Origin of the sequence: Clostridium estertheticum subsp. estertheticum, from assembly GCF_001877035.1 — a bacterium.
Classification (GTDB): Bacteria; Bacillota; Clostridia; order Clostridiales; family Clostridiaceae; genus Clostridium_AD; species Clostridium_AD estertheticum.
In genome coordinates this window covers 2,352,502-2,369,832 of the sequence record NZ_CP015756.1, presented here as the reverse complement: position 1 = coordinate 2,369,832, position 17,331 = coordinate 2,352,502, and the positions used below count along the sequence as shown (strand labels likewise).

Genomic DNA, 17,331 nt, shown 5'->3' with positions numbered 1-17,331 from the left:
TGTGATATGATTAAATTTGGGTTCGTTCTTAAATCTATTTAGACATTATATTTATTTAATAAAGTATTCTTAAGAATCATTTAAAATATTGTATTTGTTTTTACATTATGGAGATTAATAGGAAACTATCTCGCCAGTAAGTTTTCTGACCTTTACTCAATATTTAACATACAATATTTGTAAATTAACTTTATTATAGATAATATGATAGCCATAAGATCATACAAATTAAAGTATATTTTAATTTATAGAATAGATTTTGATATGATAGTACTACAATTTAAATGTATTAATGAATATTAATTATTAAAAAAGTTTTAATTTTTATTCAATGGTATAACTATATTATATGAGGAGTGATATTATGCAAATAAGATTAGGATATGTGGCTACAGCATTAAAATCAGCTAAAATAACTTCAGCAAGCACTGTAACTTTTTCTACATATACAAAACAATCAACTGATAGGGATAAGCTTGAAAAGCTACAAAAGGTAGCAGTTTCAAACGTTAATGATTTGCATAAAATATTGGAATACACTGTAAAAAATGATGTCCACTTTTATAGAATAACTTCCGCTTTAATACCTTTAGCAATACATCCAGAAGTTACTAATTGGGAGTTTAGAAGAATTTTAAAAATGGATTTTGAATGGCTCGGAAATTATATTAACAATAATAATTTAAGGGTAGATACTCATCCAGATGAATCTAATGTTATAAACAGTTCTAAGGAAGAAGTAATAAAAAGCACTATAAAAAGTTTACAGTTTCATGCAAATCTTTTTAAAGATATTAATTATCCTTTAGGAAAAATGGTATTACATATCGGGGGTAAGGAAGGCGGAAAACTTGCTGCTACAGAAAGATTCTTTAAGAATTTTAATAACTTACCAAAAGAAATAACAGATATGCTAATATTTGAAAATGATGATAAAAGCTTTACTACAAAAGAAGTATTAAATATCTGCCAAGAAATAAAGGCACCTATGGTACTAGATGTACACCATCATAATTGCAACAATGGCGGTGACGACCTAGAACCTATGTTAAAAGATATATTCGCTACTTGGGAAGGTCAGCCTTTACCACCTAAGGTACATTTTTCTAGTCCAAAAACCGGTGAAAAGGATAAAAAACACGCTGATAACCTTGATGCGGCATCATTCATTGAATTTATTGAGAAGTGCATTCCTTTAGGAATAGATTTTGATGTACTAATAGAAGCAAAACTAGCCGATGTGGCTTTCTTCCAACTTCTAGAAGATGTAAAAGTATTTAAACCAGAATGGACTTGGCTTGATAAAACTACCATAGAATTTCAATAAAATACTTCTACAAAAAAAAAGAGGTTAGCAATATTTCCATTGTTAACCTCTTTTTTCTTATGTAAAATCACTTATAATGCATTTAAATATAAAAGAGGAATAAATATTGTTGGAGGCATGTTAGTACCGATTGATTAAATTGATTCCTGTATTTTATAAACTCAAAAAAATATATTTACAATTACTAATATAGGTGTTATAATTTCTATAATCTTATAGAATTTAATGACTTGTCAAAGTAAAGTTATTAATTATATTATAAATTCACTGAACAGGAAGAGTAATTAAAGTAATGCAATTTCAGAGAGCTGAGGATAGTGTAATCTCAGTATTGATAACTTTAGTGAATGGACCTGCTAGAAGTAACCCGAACTCAAATCTTGAGTGTAGTAGTTACCGGATGCCCACTGTTAAAAGGGCTAGAGTATTTTAGTACTCGAAATATAAAATATGCTTATTTTTCAGCATAATTTAGGTGGTACAGCGAATATCCTTCGCCCTAATATAGGGCGGAGGTTTTTTTTATTTTAATAATTAATATAAAGGTGGTGATCAATTTGATGTGCTGAAAGATACTAGCTTCTGAAATAATATTAAAACAAATAAATCTTAATTATTTTGAAAAGGGGATGCTTTTTATGAAAACAAATAAAATAATAATAACCTCTCTATTACTGGCAATAGGTCTTATATTGCATCAAATTACACCCGGTATATTTTTAGGTATGAAACCAGATTTATTATTGGTATTTATGATTTTATCCATAACAATTACAAAAGACTTTAAAATAGCGTTAATAACAGGAATAGTTGCCGGTGTTTTATGTGCTTTAACCACCACTTTTCCAGGCGGTCAACTACCTAGCGTTATAGATAAAACATTAACTTCAATAAGTGTATATTTTATCTATAAAAGCCTAAAATCTAATTCTTCACTTAAATTGTCAAGTATTTATTTTCTTGGAACTATAGTAAGTGGTAGTATTTTTTTAAGCTCAGCTCTCTTTCTATTTGGTTTGCCTGCACCCTTTTTAGCACTCTTTGTATCAATAGTACTTCCTACATCTGTATTTAATTGTTTTGTCGGATTTTCTATTCATAAACTTATTGCAACAAACCCAGCATTAAAAAGTAAATTTATAAATTTTTAACTCTAAAAAAATATGCTATAAAATGTTAAAGAATCAAGCTCCATAATAGAGCTTGATTCTTTAATTAACCATTCTAGTCTTGCTCAGGATAATACTCCTTAAATGCATCATCATAATTTTCTGGCTTGTTAAACTCCTGAACTTCACTTACAAAAGTTTTCATATCTCCATTTTTCTTCTCTACATATTGTTTTTCTTTACTTACTTTTTTATTACTATCATTCTCCAAAATAACATCTCCTCCTACCTATTTTGAATACAAAATATTTATTGTATCTCTTGCCTATAGTATTTGCAAAAATTAAAAAAATATATAGCCTCAAATCATTTTTAAAAAAATAATTGTAATTTTACTTAAAAAAAAATGAGCAATTATAATCACTAAAAGTGTTTATAATCGCTCATTACATTTTTATTATTAGTCTCTCAAAATTAAACAGAAAAATAGGAACGAGTAATTACAATAGATATTTTGAAGAATAATTAAATTCTTCTATTGCATCGACCGAAGTCAATACATCTACTCCCTAGAAAGGAGGTGATCCAGCCGCAGGTTCTCCTACGGCTACCTTGTTACGACTTCACCCCAATCATCGATCCCACCTTCGGCCGCTGGCTCCTTACGGTTACCTCACGGACTTCGGGTGTTACCAACTCTCATGGTGTGACGGGCGGTGTGTACAAGGCCCGGGAACGTATTCACCGCGACATGCTGATTCGCGATTACTAGCAACTCCGGCTTCATGTAGGCGAGTTGCAGCCTACAATCCGAACTGGGATGAGTTTTTGAGTTTGGCTCCACCTTGCGGTCTTGCATCTCTTTGTACTCACCATTGTAGCACGTGTGTAGCCCTAGACATAAGGGGCATGATGATTTGACGTCATCCCCACCTTCCTCCCGGTTAACCCGGGCAGTCTCACTAGAGTGCTCAACTTAATGGTAGCAACTAATGATAAGGGTTGCGCTCGTTGCGGGACTTAACCCAACATCTCACGACACGAGCTGACGACAACCATGCACCACCTGTCACCTTGTCCCGAAGGACTTCACTCATCTCTGAGTTATGCAAGGGATGTCAAGTCTAGGTAAGGTTCTTCGCGTTGCTTCGAATTAAACCACATGCTCCGCTGCTTGTGCGGGCCCCCGTCAATTCCTTTGAGTTTTAATCTTGCGATCGTACTCCCCAGGCGGAATACTTAATGTGTTAACGGCGGCACCGAGGTTCGACCCCCGACACCTAGTATTCATCGTTTACGGCGTGGACTACCAGGGTATCTAATCCTGTTTGCTCCCCACGCTTTCATGCCTCAGCGTCAGTTACAGTCCAGTAAGTCGCCTTCGCCACTGGTGTTCTTCCTAATCTCTACGCATTTCACCGCTACACTAGGAATTCCACTTACCTCTCCTGCACTCTAGACACCCAGTTTCAAATGCAGCACCCAAGTTAAGCTCGGGTATTTCACATCTGACTTAAATATCCGCCTACGCATCCTTTACGCCCAGTAAATCCGGACAACGCTTGCCACCTACGTATTACCGCGGCTGCTGGCACGTAGTTAGCCGTGGCTTCCTCCTCTGGTACCGTCATTATCGTCCCAGAAGACAGAACTTTACAACCCGAAGGCCTTCATCATTCACGCGGCGTTGCTGCGTCAGGGTTTCCCCCATTGCGCAATATTCCCCACTGCTGCCTCCCGTAGGAGTCTGGACCGTGTCTCAGTTCCAATGTGGCCGATCACCCTCTCAGGTCGGCTACGCATCGTTGCCTTGGTGGGCCTTTACCTCACCAACTAGCTAATGCGCCGCGGGTCCATCTCAAAGTGAAATTCCGAAGAATTCCTTTGATGTTAAGATCATGCGATCAAAACATATTATGCGGTATTAATCTCCCTTTCGGGAGGCTATTCCCCTCTTTGAGGCAGGTTACCCACGTGTTACTCACCCGTCCGCCGCTAATTAACGCCTCCGAGGAGGCGAATCATCGCTCGACTTGCATGTGTTAGGCACGCCGCCAGCGTTCGTCCTGAGCCAGGATCAAACTCTCAATTTAAAAGTTTACACTTTTTTAGTTGAAATAATTAATCTGCGACAACTGTTAAGTTGCTTCGCAAGCTCATTACATACTTTTTAGTCTTACGACTAAAATATTACTTTTACTAAAGTAATTGACTGGTTAAAATAAAATATTATTTCATTTCTTTACCTATTTTTCTGTTTAATTTTCAAAGACCGATAAAAACTATATATATTCGTCACCATGTGACTACTTTTTAAAGTATATCAGCTAACTTTATTCATGTCAATACTTTTTTATTTTTATATACTAAGAAAATATAGAAAATAAAAAGAAGCTAGTTTTAGCCTCTTTTTATTTTCTATATTTTATTGTTTTTAAATTCCTAATATAGCAACCACTTTTTCCTTATCAAATCCAACCATTTCTTGCCCATTAATATCTATTACTGGTACTGATCTATATCCTTTTTTTATAAGTGCTTTTTTTGCTTCCAAATTTTCAGAAATATTATGCTCTGTATATTCAATGTTATTTTCTTTGAAAAATTCCTTAGCTAAATGACAAAATCCGCAACTATTGCTTGTATAAATTTCAACTTTGTTCATGTATAATCTCCCCTTAAGTTTTATTATTTCCAATTTAATTGTATACAATTAAATCTAATTTCATATTATCATTTTTCGCAAGTTAAGTCAATATTATTACTTTAAATTTTAATGAATTATTTAACTAGTATTCCTCTAGATTACTAATTTATTAAAATATTTATTTATTTTATATTTACATATATTTTATATAATATTATGATAGTCTTAACACTATACGTTAGTGACAAAATACTTTATAATTATTTTGTACTTTAAAGGGCTTAAGCATAAATATTAGGAGGTAGCAACTAATGATTAATTTATTGGAAGTAATAAATAAAGCTAAAATTGAACATAACTTAAGTAAACTAGAAATCATTGCTCTTTTAAAAAGTAATGATATGGACCAAGAATTGTTTAATGCGGCAGACGAAGTCCGAAAAAAATATGTGAGTGACGATGTCCATCTTCGTGGTCTTATTGAATTTACCAATATATGCAAGAATAACTGCCTTTATTGTGGACTAAGGCGAGATAATAAAAATTTAGTTAAATATAGATTAACACATGAACAAATTTTAGACTTTGCAACTAAGGCTAAATCTTTTGGTTATAAAACCATTGTACTTCAAGGTGGAGAAGATGATTACTATACCGTGGACAAAATCATCAAAATAATAAAAGATATCAAGGCTTTAGGTTTAGCTCTAACTCTAAGTCTAGGTGAAAAAACTTATGATGAGTATAAGGCCTTTAAAGAGGCTGGTGCTGATAGATATCTTTTAAGAATTGAGACAACTGATAAGAAACTTTATGAAGATCTAGATCCTGGCATGAGTCACGAGTACAGACTTAATTGTTTAAAGAACCTAAAAAAATTAGGTTATGAAGTAGGTACAGGTGTTATGGTTGGTCTCCCAAATCAAACCATAGAATCATATGCAGATGATATATTGTTTTTCAAAGAAATTAATGCTGACATGTTAGGAATAGGTCCTTTCATTCCTAATGAAGATACACCACTTGCAAATTGCCATGGTCGTGAGCTAATTATGGCCCTTAAGGTTATGGCTATAACACGATTACTTCTACCAGATATTAACATACCTGCAACAACTGCTATGGAGTCTTTAAATAAAAATGGAAGGCTGATGGCACTTCAAAGTGGTGCTAACGTAGTTATGCCTAATGTTACAGAAGGTGAATATAGAAAATATTATGCATTATACCCTGGTAAAATTTGTACTGGAGATACTCCATCTCATTGTAGGGGATGCATAACCGGTAAAATTAACAGTATTGGAAGAAATGTTTCAACTAATTATGGATTTCGCGGAAATAAAAACAACAAATGATTTTATAACATAAAAAAGAGCCCTATAGGCTCTTTTTTTAACGAAAAGTATGTTTTGCTTCTTTAATTGGTTTATTATTAACTGCTTCACCTTGTGCGTCCTTAATTCCCGGTTTATTATGTTTCTTGTTTAGATCATGCTGTATATTCATTTTTGTAGCTTTATTTGGCATTAAAAACTTCCCCTTTCTAATATTAGATTAACCTAGAAAGCTAATTTTTATTCTACACTTCTGATATTTTGAAATTATTCATATTACAGTATAAATTTCTGTACTATTTCATCTAACTTAGCTACAATCTTCTCAAAGTTATCAGCAGTATTTGATATATCCTCCATAGCACTCGTTTGCTCCTCCATAGATGCAGATATCTCCTGAGTTGAAGCTGCAGATTCTTCAGATACTGCAGACATACCTTCTATAGATAACAATACCTTGTCTTTATTTTTATCTACCTTGTTAATATTAGAAACCAAAGTGTCTATTTGAGTAATCATATTAATAATAGATTTTTCTATGATATTAAATGATTTTTGTGATAAATCCATCGATAAATTTGCCTCTTTATTAATATTTACTCCCTTATTTATATTCATTGTTACTTTACTGATTTCTCCTTGAATTTCACCAATCATATTTGTAATTTCATTTGTGGCTTCTTCGGTCTTTTCTGCTAGCTTTCTTACTTCATCAGCTACTACTGCAAATCCTTTTCCAGCTTCACCAGCTCTAGCGGCTTCAATTGCAGCATTTAATGCCAAAAGATTTGTTTGTTCTGCTACCTCTTTTATAGTAATTATAATTTTTCCGATAGAGTTTGATTTATTTTGAAGTGTAGATATATTTTCTACGACTTCTTCATTTAAATTGCTACTTTCCTTAAATTTTTCAGTAAGTGATTTCATAGAATTAAGTCCCTTAGTATTAACTAACTTAGTTTCATTAGAATAATCTTTTAATAACACAGAACTATTTACAGCAGTACTAATTTCGAGTGTAAGACTTGTAAGTTCATTTGCACCACTTTGAGCATCTTGCACTTGATTTGTAGCTCCTTTTGCTAATTCTTCAATTGCCACAGATACAGCTTCTATAGATTGAACAGTTTCGTTTGTAACCAGTGCCATAGTTTTTGAATACTGAAGAACCTCTATGGAATTTTCCTTCAAATTAATGATTATTTCTCTAAGAGCACTTCGTAGATCAATAACTGCTTTTGCAATAATCCCTGTTTCATCTTTATATTTTAAAATCAATTCAAGATTTTCATCATATGACAAATCAAGTTTCGCTGTCTTATCCACAAGCTTACTTATTTTTAAAATAGGATTTGATATTTTCTTACTAAAGTAAAAGGATATAAATATTGATAATCCAATAACAGCAACTGCTAAAATTATAAAATTAGTTACACTATTTATAAAAGCTTTGAGTAGAATAGCCTTTTCAGTCCCAACAAATTTGTCAATGTCATCAACATAGTTTCCTGTACCTATAACCCAATTAAAGTCTTTAAAAGCCTTACTATAGCTTCTCTTTGGAGATGCAACTTCTTCCCCTTTTTTAGCAAACCAATAATCTGTATATCCACCGTTCTCTTTTAAACCATTTGCAATAATTTCTTTAATTATGCTTTTGCCTTTTACATCCTTTAAATCATATCTGTTTTTACCTTCTGATGCACCACCAAGAAGCACAATATTGTCTCCATCAACTGTATCTACCCAAAAATAACCACCATCGCCATATTTCATCTCACGTATTAAATCTGCGCCAAGTTTTTTAGCTTCTATCAAACTTATTTTTCCAGATTGATATTTTTTATCAATGCCTCCTAGCATTGTTATGACATTTTCAACTTGATATTTAATTTTTTCATCATAATCTTTCCTAACTGTAGTATCAATTGTCGATATAGTGTTTTTACTCAAGACTGACATTCTGTATGTTGCAAATCCTCCAATTAAAAGTGCAGTTAATAATACAACTGAAATATTTAGAGCTATTATCTTAGTGCTTATTTTTTTCACAATAAATCACTCCATCCTCTTTAATATTTTATCCATAATTTTCTTAATGTTCCGAGAAAATAACGGTTACATTGTTATCGTATCTTTTTTATAAATCTTAATACATATTTTAATAAATAATAATTTTATAATTAAATTAACATAAAAACTCCCTTGGTCATTATTAATTTCTACAATATAAACGAAAAGAACTGCTCAAATTAAGCAGTTCTTTTCGTTTATATTGTGTTGTCATATTTTTATATATCGTTATGAAGCAACTGCATTATTTTGCGTAACTCTAATGCTGAAATTTGTCCCGGTGCTGAACTCTTCTTAGCAGCAGCAAATGTTAGTGCTGAACCAAATAATTCACCTGATAATCTACTAATAATTCCTTTTCCCGCCATTGATATTGATATAATGGGACCATTAGCATATTTTTCATTCATAATACGAGTTGCATCTAAAAGCGTAAGCACATCCGCGGCACAAGTAGGCATTACTGCAATTTTAGGAATATCTCCACCTAATTCTTGAGCCTTACATAACCTTGATATAATTTCTTCTTTTCGTGGTGTTTTTTCAAAATCATGATTAGATATAATAACAAATACGCCATTCTTATGAGCTATATTTACCAATCCTAATATATCTTTCTCATCACTTAATAACTCAACATCTATAACTTCAACAAGTTTTGACGTGATAATTGCTTTATTTAGAGCGAAATAGAATTCTGTAGTAACTTCTTTCTGTCCACCCTCTTTAGCTGTGCGAAAAGTAAATATAATTGGTTTTTCACCTAGTACTGCTCTAATCCCTTGTAATGCTTGTTTTACCTTATCTATATTGGCAACGTCTTTAAAAAAATCTACACGCCATTCTAACACATCAAAATCGATATCTTTTAAAATTTCTGCTTCCTCTAAAAGTTCTGAAATAGTTTCTCCTACCATAGGAATACAAATTTTAGGTAGCCCCTCACCAATTGTAACTTTTTTAAGTTTAACTATTTTTTTCATTTGAGCACCCTTACTATTTATTTTATTTTTTTATATAAGTTAATCTCTGATTTTTTTTCTATTAAATCTGCGAATTTAGGTACAATAGAAGTAAAATGTATTGATGCGTTATGACTCTTAATTATATCCTCATTTTCCCACTCTTCAATGAATGTAAATATATTGTTATCATTAGCATCTTGATATAAGTTATATGATACATTTCCTTTTTCTTTTCTGCTTTCATTAATAAGTTTTTCTGCTAAGTTTTTAAATTCCTCTGTTTTTCCCTGCTTTATTGAATTTTTTGCAACTATAGTAATCATATACTTTCTCCTTCTTATGATTTATTTTAAAATTTTATATTACATAATTATACTACTTGTCCTCTTTTTTATAGTTTCTACAAAGATGCTATAACATTATAAACTCCATGGTCATTATTACTTTCTGCAATAAATTTCGCATGCTTTTTAACATCTTCAGGTGCGTTTTTCATTGCATAACTGTAATGAGCAGCTTTAAACATAGCCAAATCATTATAGTAATCACCAAAAACCATTGTGTTTTTTTGATCTATTTCAAATTTTTTTTGAAGTATTTTTATTGCGCTTCCTTTACTTATACCTTTATTCATTATATCTATCCACTTATCCCCAGATACAACAAATTCAAGTTTCTCATGCAATTTTTCTTTTAGAAGATTTACTATGGACAGATTTACTCCATCTGCCATATAATAAGTAATCTTATATATGGGACTTTTTAATTTACTAAATGATTCTAGTTTTACAACAGGAACATCAACCGCTGTAAGTTCATTAAAAATAACTTCTGATGGATTTACTATAAATGCCTCATTTTCTCCAGCTAAAAATACTTCTTCTCCGAGCTTTGGGTTTAGATTTATTACGTGTTCTATTTCTTCTTTAGCAATATTATTTGAATAGATGGTCTTTCCTTTGTTATTATACTTAACAAGAGCCCCATTATGAGCAATAAATATCATATCTGTATTTACCTTTTTAAAATTTACGCTTAGTTGTGAATAAAATCTACCACTTGCTGCTGCAAATTTTATATTTCTCTTTTTTAAATCACGTATCAAATCAAATATTTTTTCATCTATATTCCCTTTATCGTTTAATAATGTACCATCCATATCAGTTGCGATGAGTTTTATAATAAGTATTTACCTCCCTTATAATGTTAAATAAGCATATTCAAGAACAAATTTTACTCACTAGTAAAAATGAGCTATAAATGAATTAATATCCATTTATTGCTCATAAATTTGTTTCGATTTTAATTAAAATATACTTAAGTTATAACATTACTTTGCATATATTGTTTGTAAATTCTACTGGATCACTAATTGGTAATCCCTCAATTAGTAGAGCCTGATTATACAATATATTAGTGTATAAATCTAATTTATCTTTGTCAGTGTCAAAGCAACCTTTAAGTACTTTAAACATATCATTATTTATATTTATTTCAAGTACCTTGTCTGCTTTAACATTTTCATTGTTAGGCATAGAATTTAATGTTTTCTCCATTTCAATTGTGAGTTCACCATCGTTTGATAAACATACTGGGTAATTTTTAAGTCTTTTAGATGCACGAACATCCTTAACCTTACCAGACAAAGTAGTTTTCATATATTCAAACAGCTCTTTATTTTCCTTATCATCAGCAATAGATGGGTTTTCCTTTTCTTCAACATCTATTCCTAAATCACCACTTGATACAGATTTAAATTCTTTTTCTTTGTATTTAGATATCATTTTAACCGCAAATTCGTCTACCTCATCCGTGAAGTATAAAATTTCGAACCCTTTATCTGATACCATTTCTATTTGTGGTAATTTTTCAATCCTATCGTTCGTTTCACCAGAAGCATAATAGATATATTTTTGATCTTCTGGCATTCTAGAAACATACTCATCTAAAGTAACATTCTTTTTCTCCGTTGATGAATAAAACAGTAGCAAATCTTGCAAAGTATCTTTATTACTACCATAATCGGAGTAAATACCATACTTTAATTGTCTTCCAAATGATTTGTAAAATATTTCATATTTGTCTCTTTCATTTTTAAGTAAAGTATCTAACTCACTTTTTATTTTACTTTTAATGTTTTTAGCTATTAATTGAAGTTGTCTATCATGTTGTAATACTTCCCTTGATATGTTAAGGGATAAGTCCTCTGAATCTACTATTCCTTTTACAAAACTAAAATAGTCAGGCAATAAGTCTGCACACTTGTTCATAATTAAGACACCATTTGAGTAAAGCTCTAAACCTTTTTCATATTCTTTTGTGTAGAAATCATATGGTGTTTTTTCTGGAATATATAAAATAGAATTATAACTTATAACGCCATCAACACTTATATGAATGTGCTTTAATGGTTTATCAAAACCATAATGTTTTTCAGCATAAAAATTGTTATAATCTTCATCAGTTAATTCACTTTTATTTTTTCTCCATAAAGGAACCATACTGTTTACTGTCTTTTCCTCAACGAAATCTTCGTATTCTGTTTCACTACCTTCTTTAAGTTTTGAATTACTTATATTCATTTTAATTGGGTATCTAATGAAATCTGAATATTTCTTTATGATAGATTTTAATCCATTTTCATCAAGAAATTCATCAAAATTATCATCTTCTGTGTTCTCTTTTATTTTAAGTGTGATTTCTGTACCAACACAATCTTTATTGCAAGGTTCTATAGTATACCCATCTGCACCTGTAGATTCCCACTTATAAGCTTTATCGCTACCAAAAGATTTACTTATAACAGTAATATTATCAGCTACCATAAATGCAGAGTAAAATCCTACACCAAATTGTCCAATTATATCATAACCATCTTTTATTTCATTTTCTTTTTTAAATGCTAAAGATCCGCTTTTAGCTATAACACCTAGATTATCAGTTAGTTCTTTTTCGGTCATTCCAATACCAGTGTCAGAAATTTTTACTATTCTATTTTCTTTTTCACTCGCTATAGTAATGTAGTATTTATCTTTCTCAAAAGTTAATGTGTCATCCGCTAATGTCTTATAATAAATTTTATCAATAGCATCACTAGCATTAGAGACAAGTTCCCTTAAAAATATATCTCTATGAGTATATATTGAGTTTACCATCATATCTAGGATTCTCTTAGATTCTGTTTTAAATTGTTTTTTTTCCATTTAAAATTCCCCTTTCATACCAAATCTTTTTAATTTTATATTTTGTTAGCACTCTATGCTTATGAGTGCTAATGATAATTATAAAATACACCTTTTTTTATGATTTGTCAATGTTTCACTCCATACTTTCTATAATTTAAAGCGGTAAATCTAATAGCAACATGATTTTACTCTACTGGAATTAGTAAGTCTTTCTCAACTATATGATTAATTAACCATTCATTTAAGAAAGTTAGTATTTTCATTATAGCTTCATCTTGATTATTATCAATATTATTTAAATTAACCTCATCTATTTTTTTAATAAAAAATGCATGGTCTATCTTTTGTGTAAATAATCTTTTATAATTTATGCTAATCATATACTCTTCTTCAGCGTTAAAATGATATATTGTATATGCTTTTAATTCTTCAATTACCGCTACTATTTTATCATATTTATCTGTATCGTATTTATCTATTAATAATTGGTAAGCTCTTTCCCCTATTTCAAACAGTTTTTCATGCTCCGCATTTATTTTAGGAATTTTTGTCATGTATTTTTCCTTCATCTCAAACATTAATTAATTTCCCCCCTCAAATTTGATAATACAACTTGTCTTTCACACTTAAATTAAATTCATATATCTATATTACTTTGTTTTAATTTATTTTACAAGAATAATTTCCCTAATATTCTATTTATATCATTGTTTCTCATTCTACATTACCTCATTAAAGCATATTACTTTTTCTCTATTTCACCTTTCAAAAAAGCTCTTCTCCTACGGTACTCAATAATAGGCATATCTCCTTGAATAAGATTTTCATTCATTGTCAGTTCGGATTTTATAGGAGTTTGAGTTAAAACAATCCTCCTATCTTGATGAAGTATATATTTATTACTAAAAGTACTCATTCCATTAACTATTTGTTTTAATATAGGTGCTTTCATGAATTTTTGATAAAATCTAAGATAAATATGAGTATGATTCTCATCAATTGGTGCAAATATTGCAACTATCCTAATATCCTTACTAATAATGTTTTGCCAAATATTTGGCATTTGTAACTGAAGACTAAATAATTTTTTATAGTTCTTTATTTCATTTGGTTTTAGAGGTTTTGTTTTTCCGTCATCCACTACATTATTTACATAAAAAGTCATTAAATTATCTTCCCATTTAACAACAGGACCATTTACTAAGGTTTTATTTCCTCTACCTATGGAAGATGTATGAACAAACGGTAAATGAACGACATCTAATTGATTTTCAATTGCTCTCGTGTAATTAACTGACCACATCTCTGAAAAACCTCCATAAGAAAAACCTTCGCGTAGTTCTTTGAAGAAAGGAATTTCTGGCATATTATCTAAGATTTCTCCATACCATAACCAAATCAGACCATACTTTTCTTCTACTAAGTAAGATTGAACCTTATACCTTTCTGGAACAGGTGTATTTTTGCCATTAGCCGGTATTAAAGTTACCTTTCCAGAAGAATCATATTCAAATCCATGAAATGGACACATCATTTTATCGTGAATTACTTTGCCCGCACTTATTGCTGCGCCTCTATGACAACACTTATCAAAAATGCAATTGACTTTACCACTTTCACTTCTCCAAAAAACTAGTTTTTCTCCCAGTCTTGTTATTCCAATCGGTTTGTTACTCTTCACTTCTTTTGATTCCAATATTCCATACCATTGATTTTTAATCATGCTCAGCCATCCTTTTTTAACAATTCAATTTTTGTAATTACAATCTATTTTTTTGCCAGAATTTTTGCCAGTTTCCATTACTTTTATTAAATGATAGGAAAATATATAAACAACTAATCATACTTCCTAAAGTTAAAACTAACAAAACCCAAATTAATGATTTAGCAATATTATTCTCTCTATACACTATCCACGAACATACTATAATAAATTCAATGTAAATATCTACTAATGATATTTGTCCCCAAGGCATACCTAATAATATTTTACCTTCACCAGTAAAATTTCCAATAGCAAATCCATATATAAGCATTCCCAGCATTAATAAAAAACCAATAAAAGAAAATACTTTTCCGATTTTCATAAAATCAATCCTACTCTCATTATATTTTATTATTAATGTTATTAATCATTTTTTAGGCAGCCAAGGTATAAATTTACTAGTGATTTTCGCGTATGCCTGAAATTCATCGTTATCCTTATAATGTTTTTCAAGCATTGGTACTCCGGAAACATATATAAGCAATAAGGTTATAATTATAGGGCTAATGATTCCCGCTATGCCACTTTTTGAAGGTAAAGTAATTATAAATATTCCCCACCACATTGTAGCCTCTCCAAAATAATTTGGATGCCTTGTGAATTTCCAAAGCCCCCTTTTCATTATATGACCTTTATTTTTTTTATCTGTAATAAAGTTTTTTAGCTGTTTATCCCCTAATGCTTCAAAAACAAAACCAACTATCCAAATTGCAATGCCTACAAATTCTAATATGCCTAAATTTCCTTTAGATGTAGCATTATTCATTATAATTGGATATGCTATTAAAAGCATAATTGCTCCTTGTAACATGAACACTTGCAAAAATGCTCTAGGCATTACCCATCTACCCCAATCCCGTCTAAATGCTACATATCTAAAATCTTCAGGCTTTCCTAAATTCCTTTTTAATATATGATAAAACAATCTTATTCCCCAGACGAAAACTAATGCTGTAACTATAATGGCTCTTAAATTATAATTTCCTCCAGTAAATAATGTATATATTGATATCAAAACAAATCCAAGCCCCCAACCCATGTCAACTAATGAATTATTTTTCTTCATTTGAGCAATAATAAAAAAGATGACCATGTAGATAAAAACTAGTATTGTGCTTTGCACATAAGTATTCATATCGACCCCTCCTAAATTTATATTATAAACATTAAGAACTTATAAATGATACAGCTACTGCTCCAATTCCGGCGCTTAATCCAACAATAGGCGATATTTCAGTTATATATTCTGGTTCTTTCCCCAAAATTGCTGTTAATTTCAAGCTCAATTCATTAGCTTTTTTTGGAGCACTTGCATGTACAATGTTATAAGATGCTATTTTGTTATTTTCATTTGCTTTATTAACTATCGCAAGTATTTTCTTAGTATTTGATTTTGCGTTAAAAGTTTTGCCAAATGCAATTCCTTTTCCATCCACGTTTATTGATATTATTGGTTTTAAGTTTAATACCCTTCCAATAAACCCTTTCATTTTAGAAACTCGTCCACCCCTTACCATATATTTAAAAGTATTAACGCTAACATATATTCTTGCCTTTTTAATCTTATTTTCTATTATAGCTACAACTTCCTCATAATTTTTCCCGGCTTCTAATTCTTTTGCTGCTTCTAATACTATTAACCCTTCTGCACCAGAATTTAATTTAGAATTAATTACTGTTATTTTTTTGCCTCCTTGTATAAACTTTTCTGCAGCTTTTTTTACAATATTAATCGTTCCACTCATTTCCTTAGATACTATTATTGCAATTACTGATTCATAATGACTAGTTAAAAAAGAAAATACATTTTGCACATTTTTTATTGTTGGTTGCGAACTTGTCGGATATTCTTTTAACTTATCAATCAAAGAATAAAACTTATCCGGTTTTATTGTAAGTTTGTCCAGGTATGTGCTACCTTCAATAATTAAATTCAATGGTAAAACGTGAATCTGATATTTTTCTATTAGTTCTTGTGGTAAATCGGCAATTGAATCCGTAAGTATAGCCGTTTTATTAATTCTGTTATGCACCACCTCATATTGTTTCTTCATGTCGTCAACTTTTTGCTGAACTATTTCACCTTTTCCTCTTAGTATATAGAATAATTCATCTGGTTTATTTGTGTGTATGTGTATCCTAACTTTACTTTTATTTCCTGCTATAATCAAAGAATCTCCCAAATGTTTTATTGCATTCTTTATTTCATTAGTACTTATATTCTCATTTGAGATTAAAGCTTCTGTACAATATCTATAAGTTATATTTGGTGTAAAATCAAAAATTTCTTCTTCAAATACTATTTCATCTTCATTTCGACTTATTTTTGTAATGTTTTTATCCTTAAGGAAATAAACAACTCCCTGGAGAAAACTCACAAAACCACTTGCTCCAGAATCTACCACAGATGATTTTTTCAATATCTCAAGAATATTTGGTGTGTTTGCAAGTGATATTTTAGCATCCTCTAGGGTTCTAATTATTATTGATTCAAAACTCTCAGTTACATCTTTCAATTTATAAACGGCTTCTGTCCATTCTCTTATAACGGTTATCATAGTCCCCTCAATAGGATTTAAGATAGCTTTATATGCATAAGGTACAGCGTTTTTTAATGTTTCTGCAAAAGTTACCATAGTTAAAGGTTCTTTATCGCTAATTTCTTCATTAATACCATTCAAAAATTGAGCAAAAATTATTCCGGAATTTCCTCTGGCACCAATTAATGCTGCATCCGCCATAGAATTAATTGTATCTTTAATAGATTTGTGAATCTTCATATCTTCAACAATTGCATTCATTGTAGATACAAGATTACTACCAGTATCTCCATCTGGAATAGGAAAAACATTCATTTTATTTAAAATATTCTTTTGTTTCCTAACTTGGATGACGCCTGATAAAAATGCATAATATAATACTTCGC

Annotated in this window: 16 protein-coding genes, 1 rRNA gene and 1 other annotated feature; of the genes, 3 read left to right on the top strand and 14 right to left on the bottom strand. The window is 30.6% G+C overall.

The window, feature by feature from the left end:
* Positions 1–364: 364 nt before the first annotated feature.
* Together uvsE and A7L45_RS10880 are read left to right on the top strand one after the other, a co-directional pair.
* Entirely contained in the window at positions 365–1,327 is a 963-nt protein-coding gene (gene uvsE / locus A7L45_RS10885) for a UV DNA damage repair endonuclease UvsE (RefSeq protein ID WP_071612792.1), read from the top strand.
* Positions 1,328–1,585: 258 nt separating this feature from the next.
* Positions 1,586–1,832, top strand: a binding site (T-box leader).
* A gap of 133 nt (positions 1,833–1,965) precedes the next feature.
* Positions 1,966–2,478: a tryptophan transporter gene (locus tag A7L45_RS10880; protein ID WP_071612791.1), complete on the top strand. Its 513-nt coding sequence runs from the start codon at positions 1,966–1,968 to the stop codon at positions 2,476–2,478.
* A 73-nt stretch (positions 2,479–2,551) separates the two neighbouring features.
* Here A7L45_RS10880 and A7L45_RS23210 read toward each other — a convergent pair whose 3' ends face one another.
* The 3 genes from A7L45_RS23210 to A7L45_RS10870 form a co-directional block, all read right to left on the bottom strand.
* On the bottom strand, positions 2,552–2,707 hold the full coding sequence (locus A7L45_RS23210; RefSeq protein ID WP_153882462.1) for a hypothetical protein: 156 nt from the start codon (positions 2,705–2,707) through the stop codon (positions 2,552–2,554).
* 302 nt (positions 2,708–3,009) lie between these two features.
* Positions 3,010–4,529 (bottom strand): 16S ribosomal RNA (locus tag A7L45_RS10875).
* Between the two features lie 341 nt (positions 4,530–4,870).
* Entirely contained in the window at positions 4,871–5,101 is a 231-nt protein-coding gene (locus A7L45_RS10870) for a glutaredoxin family protein (protein ID WP_071612790.1), read from the bottom strand.
* Positions 5,102–5,394: 293 nt separating this feature from the next.
* Between A7L45_RS10870 and hydE the strand changes: the two genes are divergently transcribed.
* Entirely contained in the window at positions 5,395–6,438 is a 1,044-nt protein-coding gene (hydE, locus tag A7L45_RS10865) for a [FeFe] hydrogenase H-cluster radical SAM maturase HydE (RefSeq protein WP_071612789.1), read from the top strand.
* A 37-nt stretch (positions 6,439–6,475) separates the two neighbouring features.
* Here hydE and A7L45_RS24075 read toward each other — a convergent pair whose 3' ends face one another.
* The 11 genes from A7L45_RS24075 to A7L45_RS10815 all read right to left on the bottom strand — a co-directional run bounded on the left by A7L45_RS24075 (position 6,476) and on the right by A7L45_RS10815 (position 17,260).
* Positions 6,476–6,610, bottom strand: a complete 135-nt coding sequence (locus A7L45_RS24075; RefSeq protein ID WP_257786571.1) for a hypothetical protein — start codon at positions 6,608–6,610, stop codon at positions 6,476–6,478.
* An 83-nt stretch (positions 6,611–6,693) separates the two neighbouring features.
* Entirely contained in the window at positions 6,694–8,469 is a 1,776-nt protein-coding gene (locus A7L45_RS10860) for a methyl-accepting chemotaxis protein (RefSeq protein ID WP_071612788.1), read from the bottom strand.
* 239 nt (positions 8,470–8,708) lie between these two features.
* The gene (gene aroD / locus A7L45_RS10855) at positions 8,709–9,473 is read right to left on the bottom strand and encodes a type I 3-dehydroquinate dehydratase (RefSeq protein WP_071612787.1); all 765 of its coding nucleotides are present in this window, start codon (positions 9,471–9,473) and stop codon (positions 8,709–8,711) included.
* A 17-nt stretch (positions 9,474–9,490) separates the two neighbouring features.
* Positions 9,491–9,778, bottom strand: a complete 288-nt coding sequence (locus tag A7L45_RS10850; protein WP_071612786.1) for a putative quinol monooxygenase — start codon at positions 9,776–9,778, stop codon at positions 9,491–9,493.
* A gap of 77 nt (positions 9,779–9,855) precedes the next feature.
* Entirely contained in the window at positions 9,856–10,638 is a 783-nt protein-coding gene (locus A7L45_RS10845; protein ID WP_071612785.1) for a Cof-type HAD-IIB family hydrolase, read from the bottom strand.
* Positions 10,639–10,777: 139 nt separating this feature from the next.
* Positions 10,778–12,658 (bottom strand): molecular chaperone HtpG, encoded by a 1,881-nt coding sequence (htpG, locus tag A7L45_RS10840; RefSeq protein WP_071612784.1) that lies wholly within the window; start codon positions 12,656–12,658, stop codon positions 10,778–10,780.
* A gap of 167 nt (positions 12,659–12,825) precedes the next feature.
* The gene (locus A7L45_RS10835) at positions 12,826–13,218 is read right to left on the bottom strand and encodes a bacteriohemerythrin (RefSeq protein WP_071612783.1); all 393 of its coding nucleotides are present in this window, start codon (positions 13,216–13,218) and stop codon (positions 12,826–12,828) included.
* A 164-nt stretch (positions 13,219–13,382) separates the two neighbouring features.
* Entirely contained in the window at positions 13,383–14,363 is a 981-nt protein-coding gene (locus tag A7L45_RS10830) for an aromatic ring-hydroxylating oxygenase subunit alpha (protein ID WP_071612782.1), read from the bottom strand.
* A 37-nt stretch (positions 14,364–14,400) separates the two neighbouring features.
* Positions 14,401–14,727 (bottom strand): DUF1475 family protein, encoded by a 327-nt coding sequence (locus tag A7L45_RS10825; RefSeq protein ID WP_071612781.1) that lies wholly within the window; start codon positions 14,725–14,727, stop codon positions 14,401–14,403.
* 45 nt (positions 14,728–14,772) lie between these two features.
* Positions 14,773–15,540 (bottom strand): DUF1295 domain-containing protein, encoded by a 768-nt coding sequence (locus A7L45_RS10820; protein WP_071612780.1) that lies wholly within the window; start codon positions 15,538–15,540, stop codon positions 14,773–14,775.
* A gap of 31 nt (positions 15,541–15,571) precedes the next feature.
* Positions 15,572–17,260, bottom strand: a complete 1,689-nt coding sequence (locus A7L45_RS10815; RefSeq protein WP_084647435.1) for a DAK2 domain-containing protein — start codon at positions 17,258–17,260, stop codon at positions 15,572–15,574.
* Positions 17,261–17,331: the final 71 nt, after the last annotated feature.

What these genes read in the sequence shown, in the direction of transcription:
- uvsE (WP_071612792.1), top strand. Translation starts at nt 365, where the DNA reads ATGCAAATAAGATTAGGATATGTGGCTACAGCATTAAAATCAGCTAAA.
- A7L45_RS10880 (WP_071612791.1), top strand. Translation starts at nt 1,966, where the DNA reads ATGAAAACAAATAAAATAATAATAACCTCTCTATTACTGGCAATAGGT.
- A7L45_RS10870 (WP_071612790.1), bottom strand. Translation starts at nt 5,101, where the DNA reads ATGAACAAAGTTGAAATTTATACAAGCAATAGTTGCGGATTTTGTCAT.
- hydE (WP_071612789.1), top strand. Translation starts at nt 5,395, where the DNA reads ATGATTAATTTATTGGAAGTAATAAATAAAGCTAAAATTGAACATAAC.
- A7L45_RS24075 (WP_257786571.1), bottom strand. Translation starts at nt 6,610, where the DNA reads ATGCCAAATAAAGCTACAAAAATGAATATACAGCATGATCTAAACAAG.
- aroD (WP_071612787.1), bottom strand. Translation starts at nt 9,473, where the DNA reads ATGAAAAAAATAGTTAAACTTAAAAAAGTTACAATTGGTGAGGGGCTA.
- A7L45_RS10850 (WP_071612786.1), bottom strand. Translation starts at nt 9,778, where the DNA reads ATGATTACTATAGTTGCAAAAAATTCAATAAAGCAGGGAAAAACAGAG.
- htpG (WP_071612784.1), bottom strand. Translation starts at nt 12,658, where the DNA reads ATGGAAAAAAAACAATTTAAAACAGAATCTAAGAGAATCCTAGATATG.
- A7L45_RS10835 (WP_071612783.1), bottom strand. Translation starts at nt 13,218, where the DNA reads ATGTTTGAGATGAAGGAAAAATACATGACAAAAATTCCTAAAATAAAT.
- A7L45_RS10830 (WP_071612782.1), bottom strand. Translation starts at nt 14,363, where the DNA reads ATGATTAAAAATCAATGGTATGGAATATTGGAATCAAAAGAAGTGAAG.
- A7L45_RS10825 (WP_071612781.1), bottom strand. Translation starts at nt 14,727, where the DNA reads ATGAAAATCGGAAAAGTATTTTCTTTTATTGGTTTTTTATTAATGCTG.
- A7L45_RS10820 (WP_071612780.1), bottom strand. Translation starts at nt 15,540, where the DNA reads ATGAATACTTATGTGCAAAGCACAATACTAGTTTTTATCTACATGGTC.
- A7L45_RS10815 (WP_084647435.1), bottom strand. Translation starts at nt 17,260, where the DNA reads ATGAATGTTTTTCCTATTCCAGATGGAGATACTGGTAGTAATCTTGTA.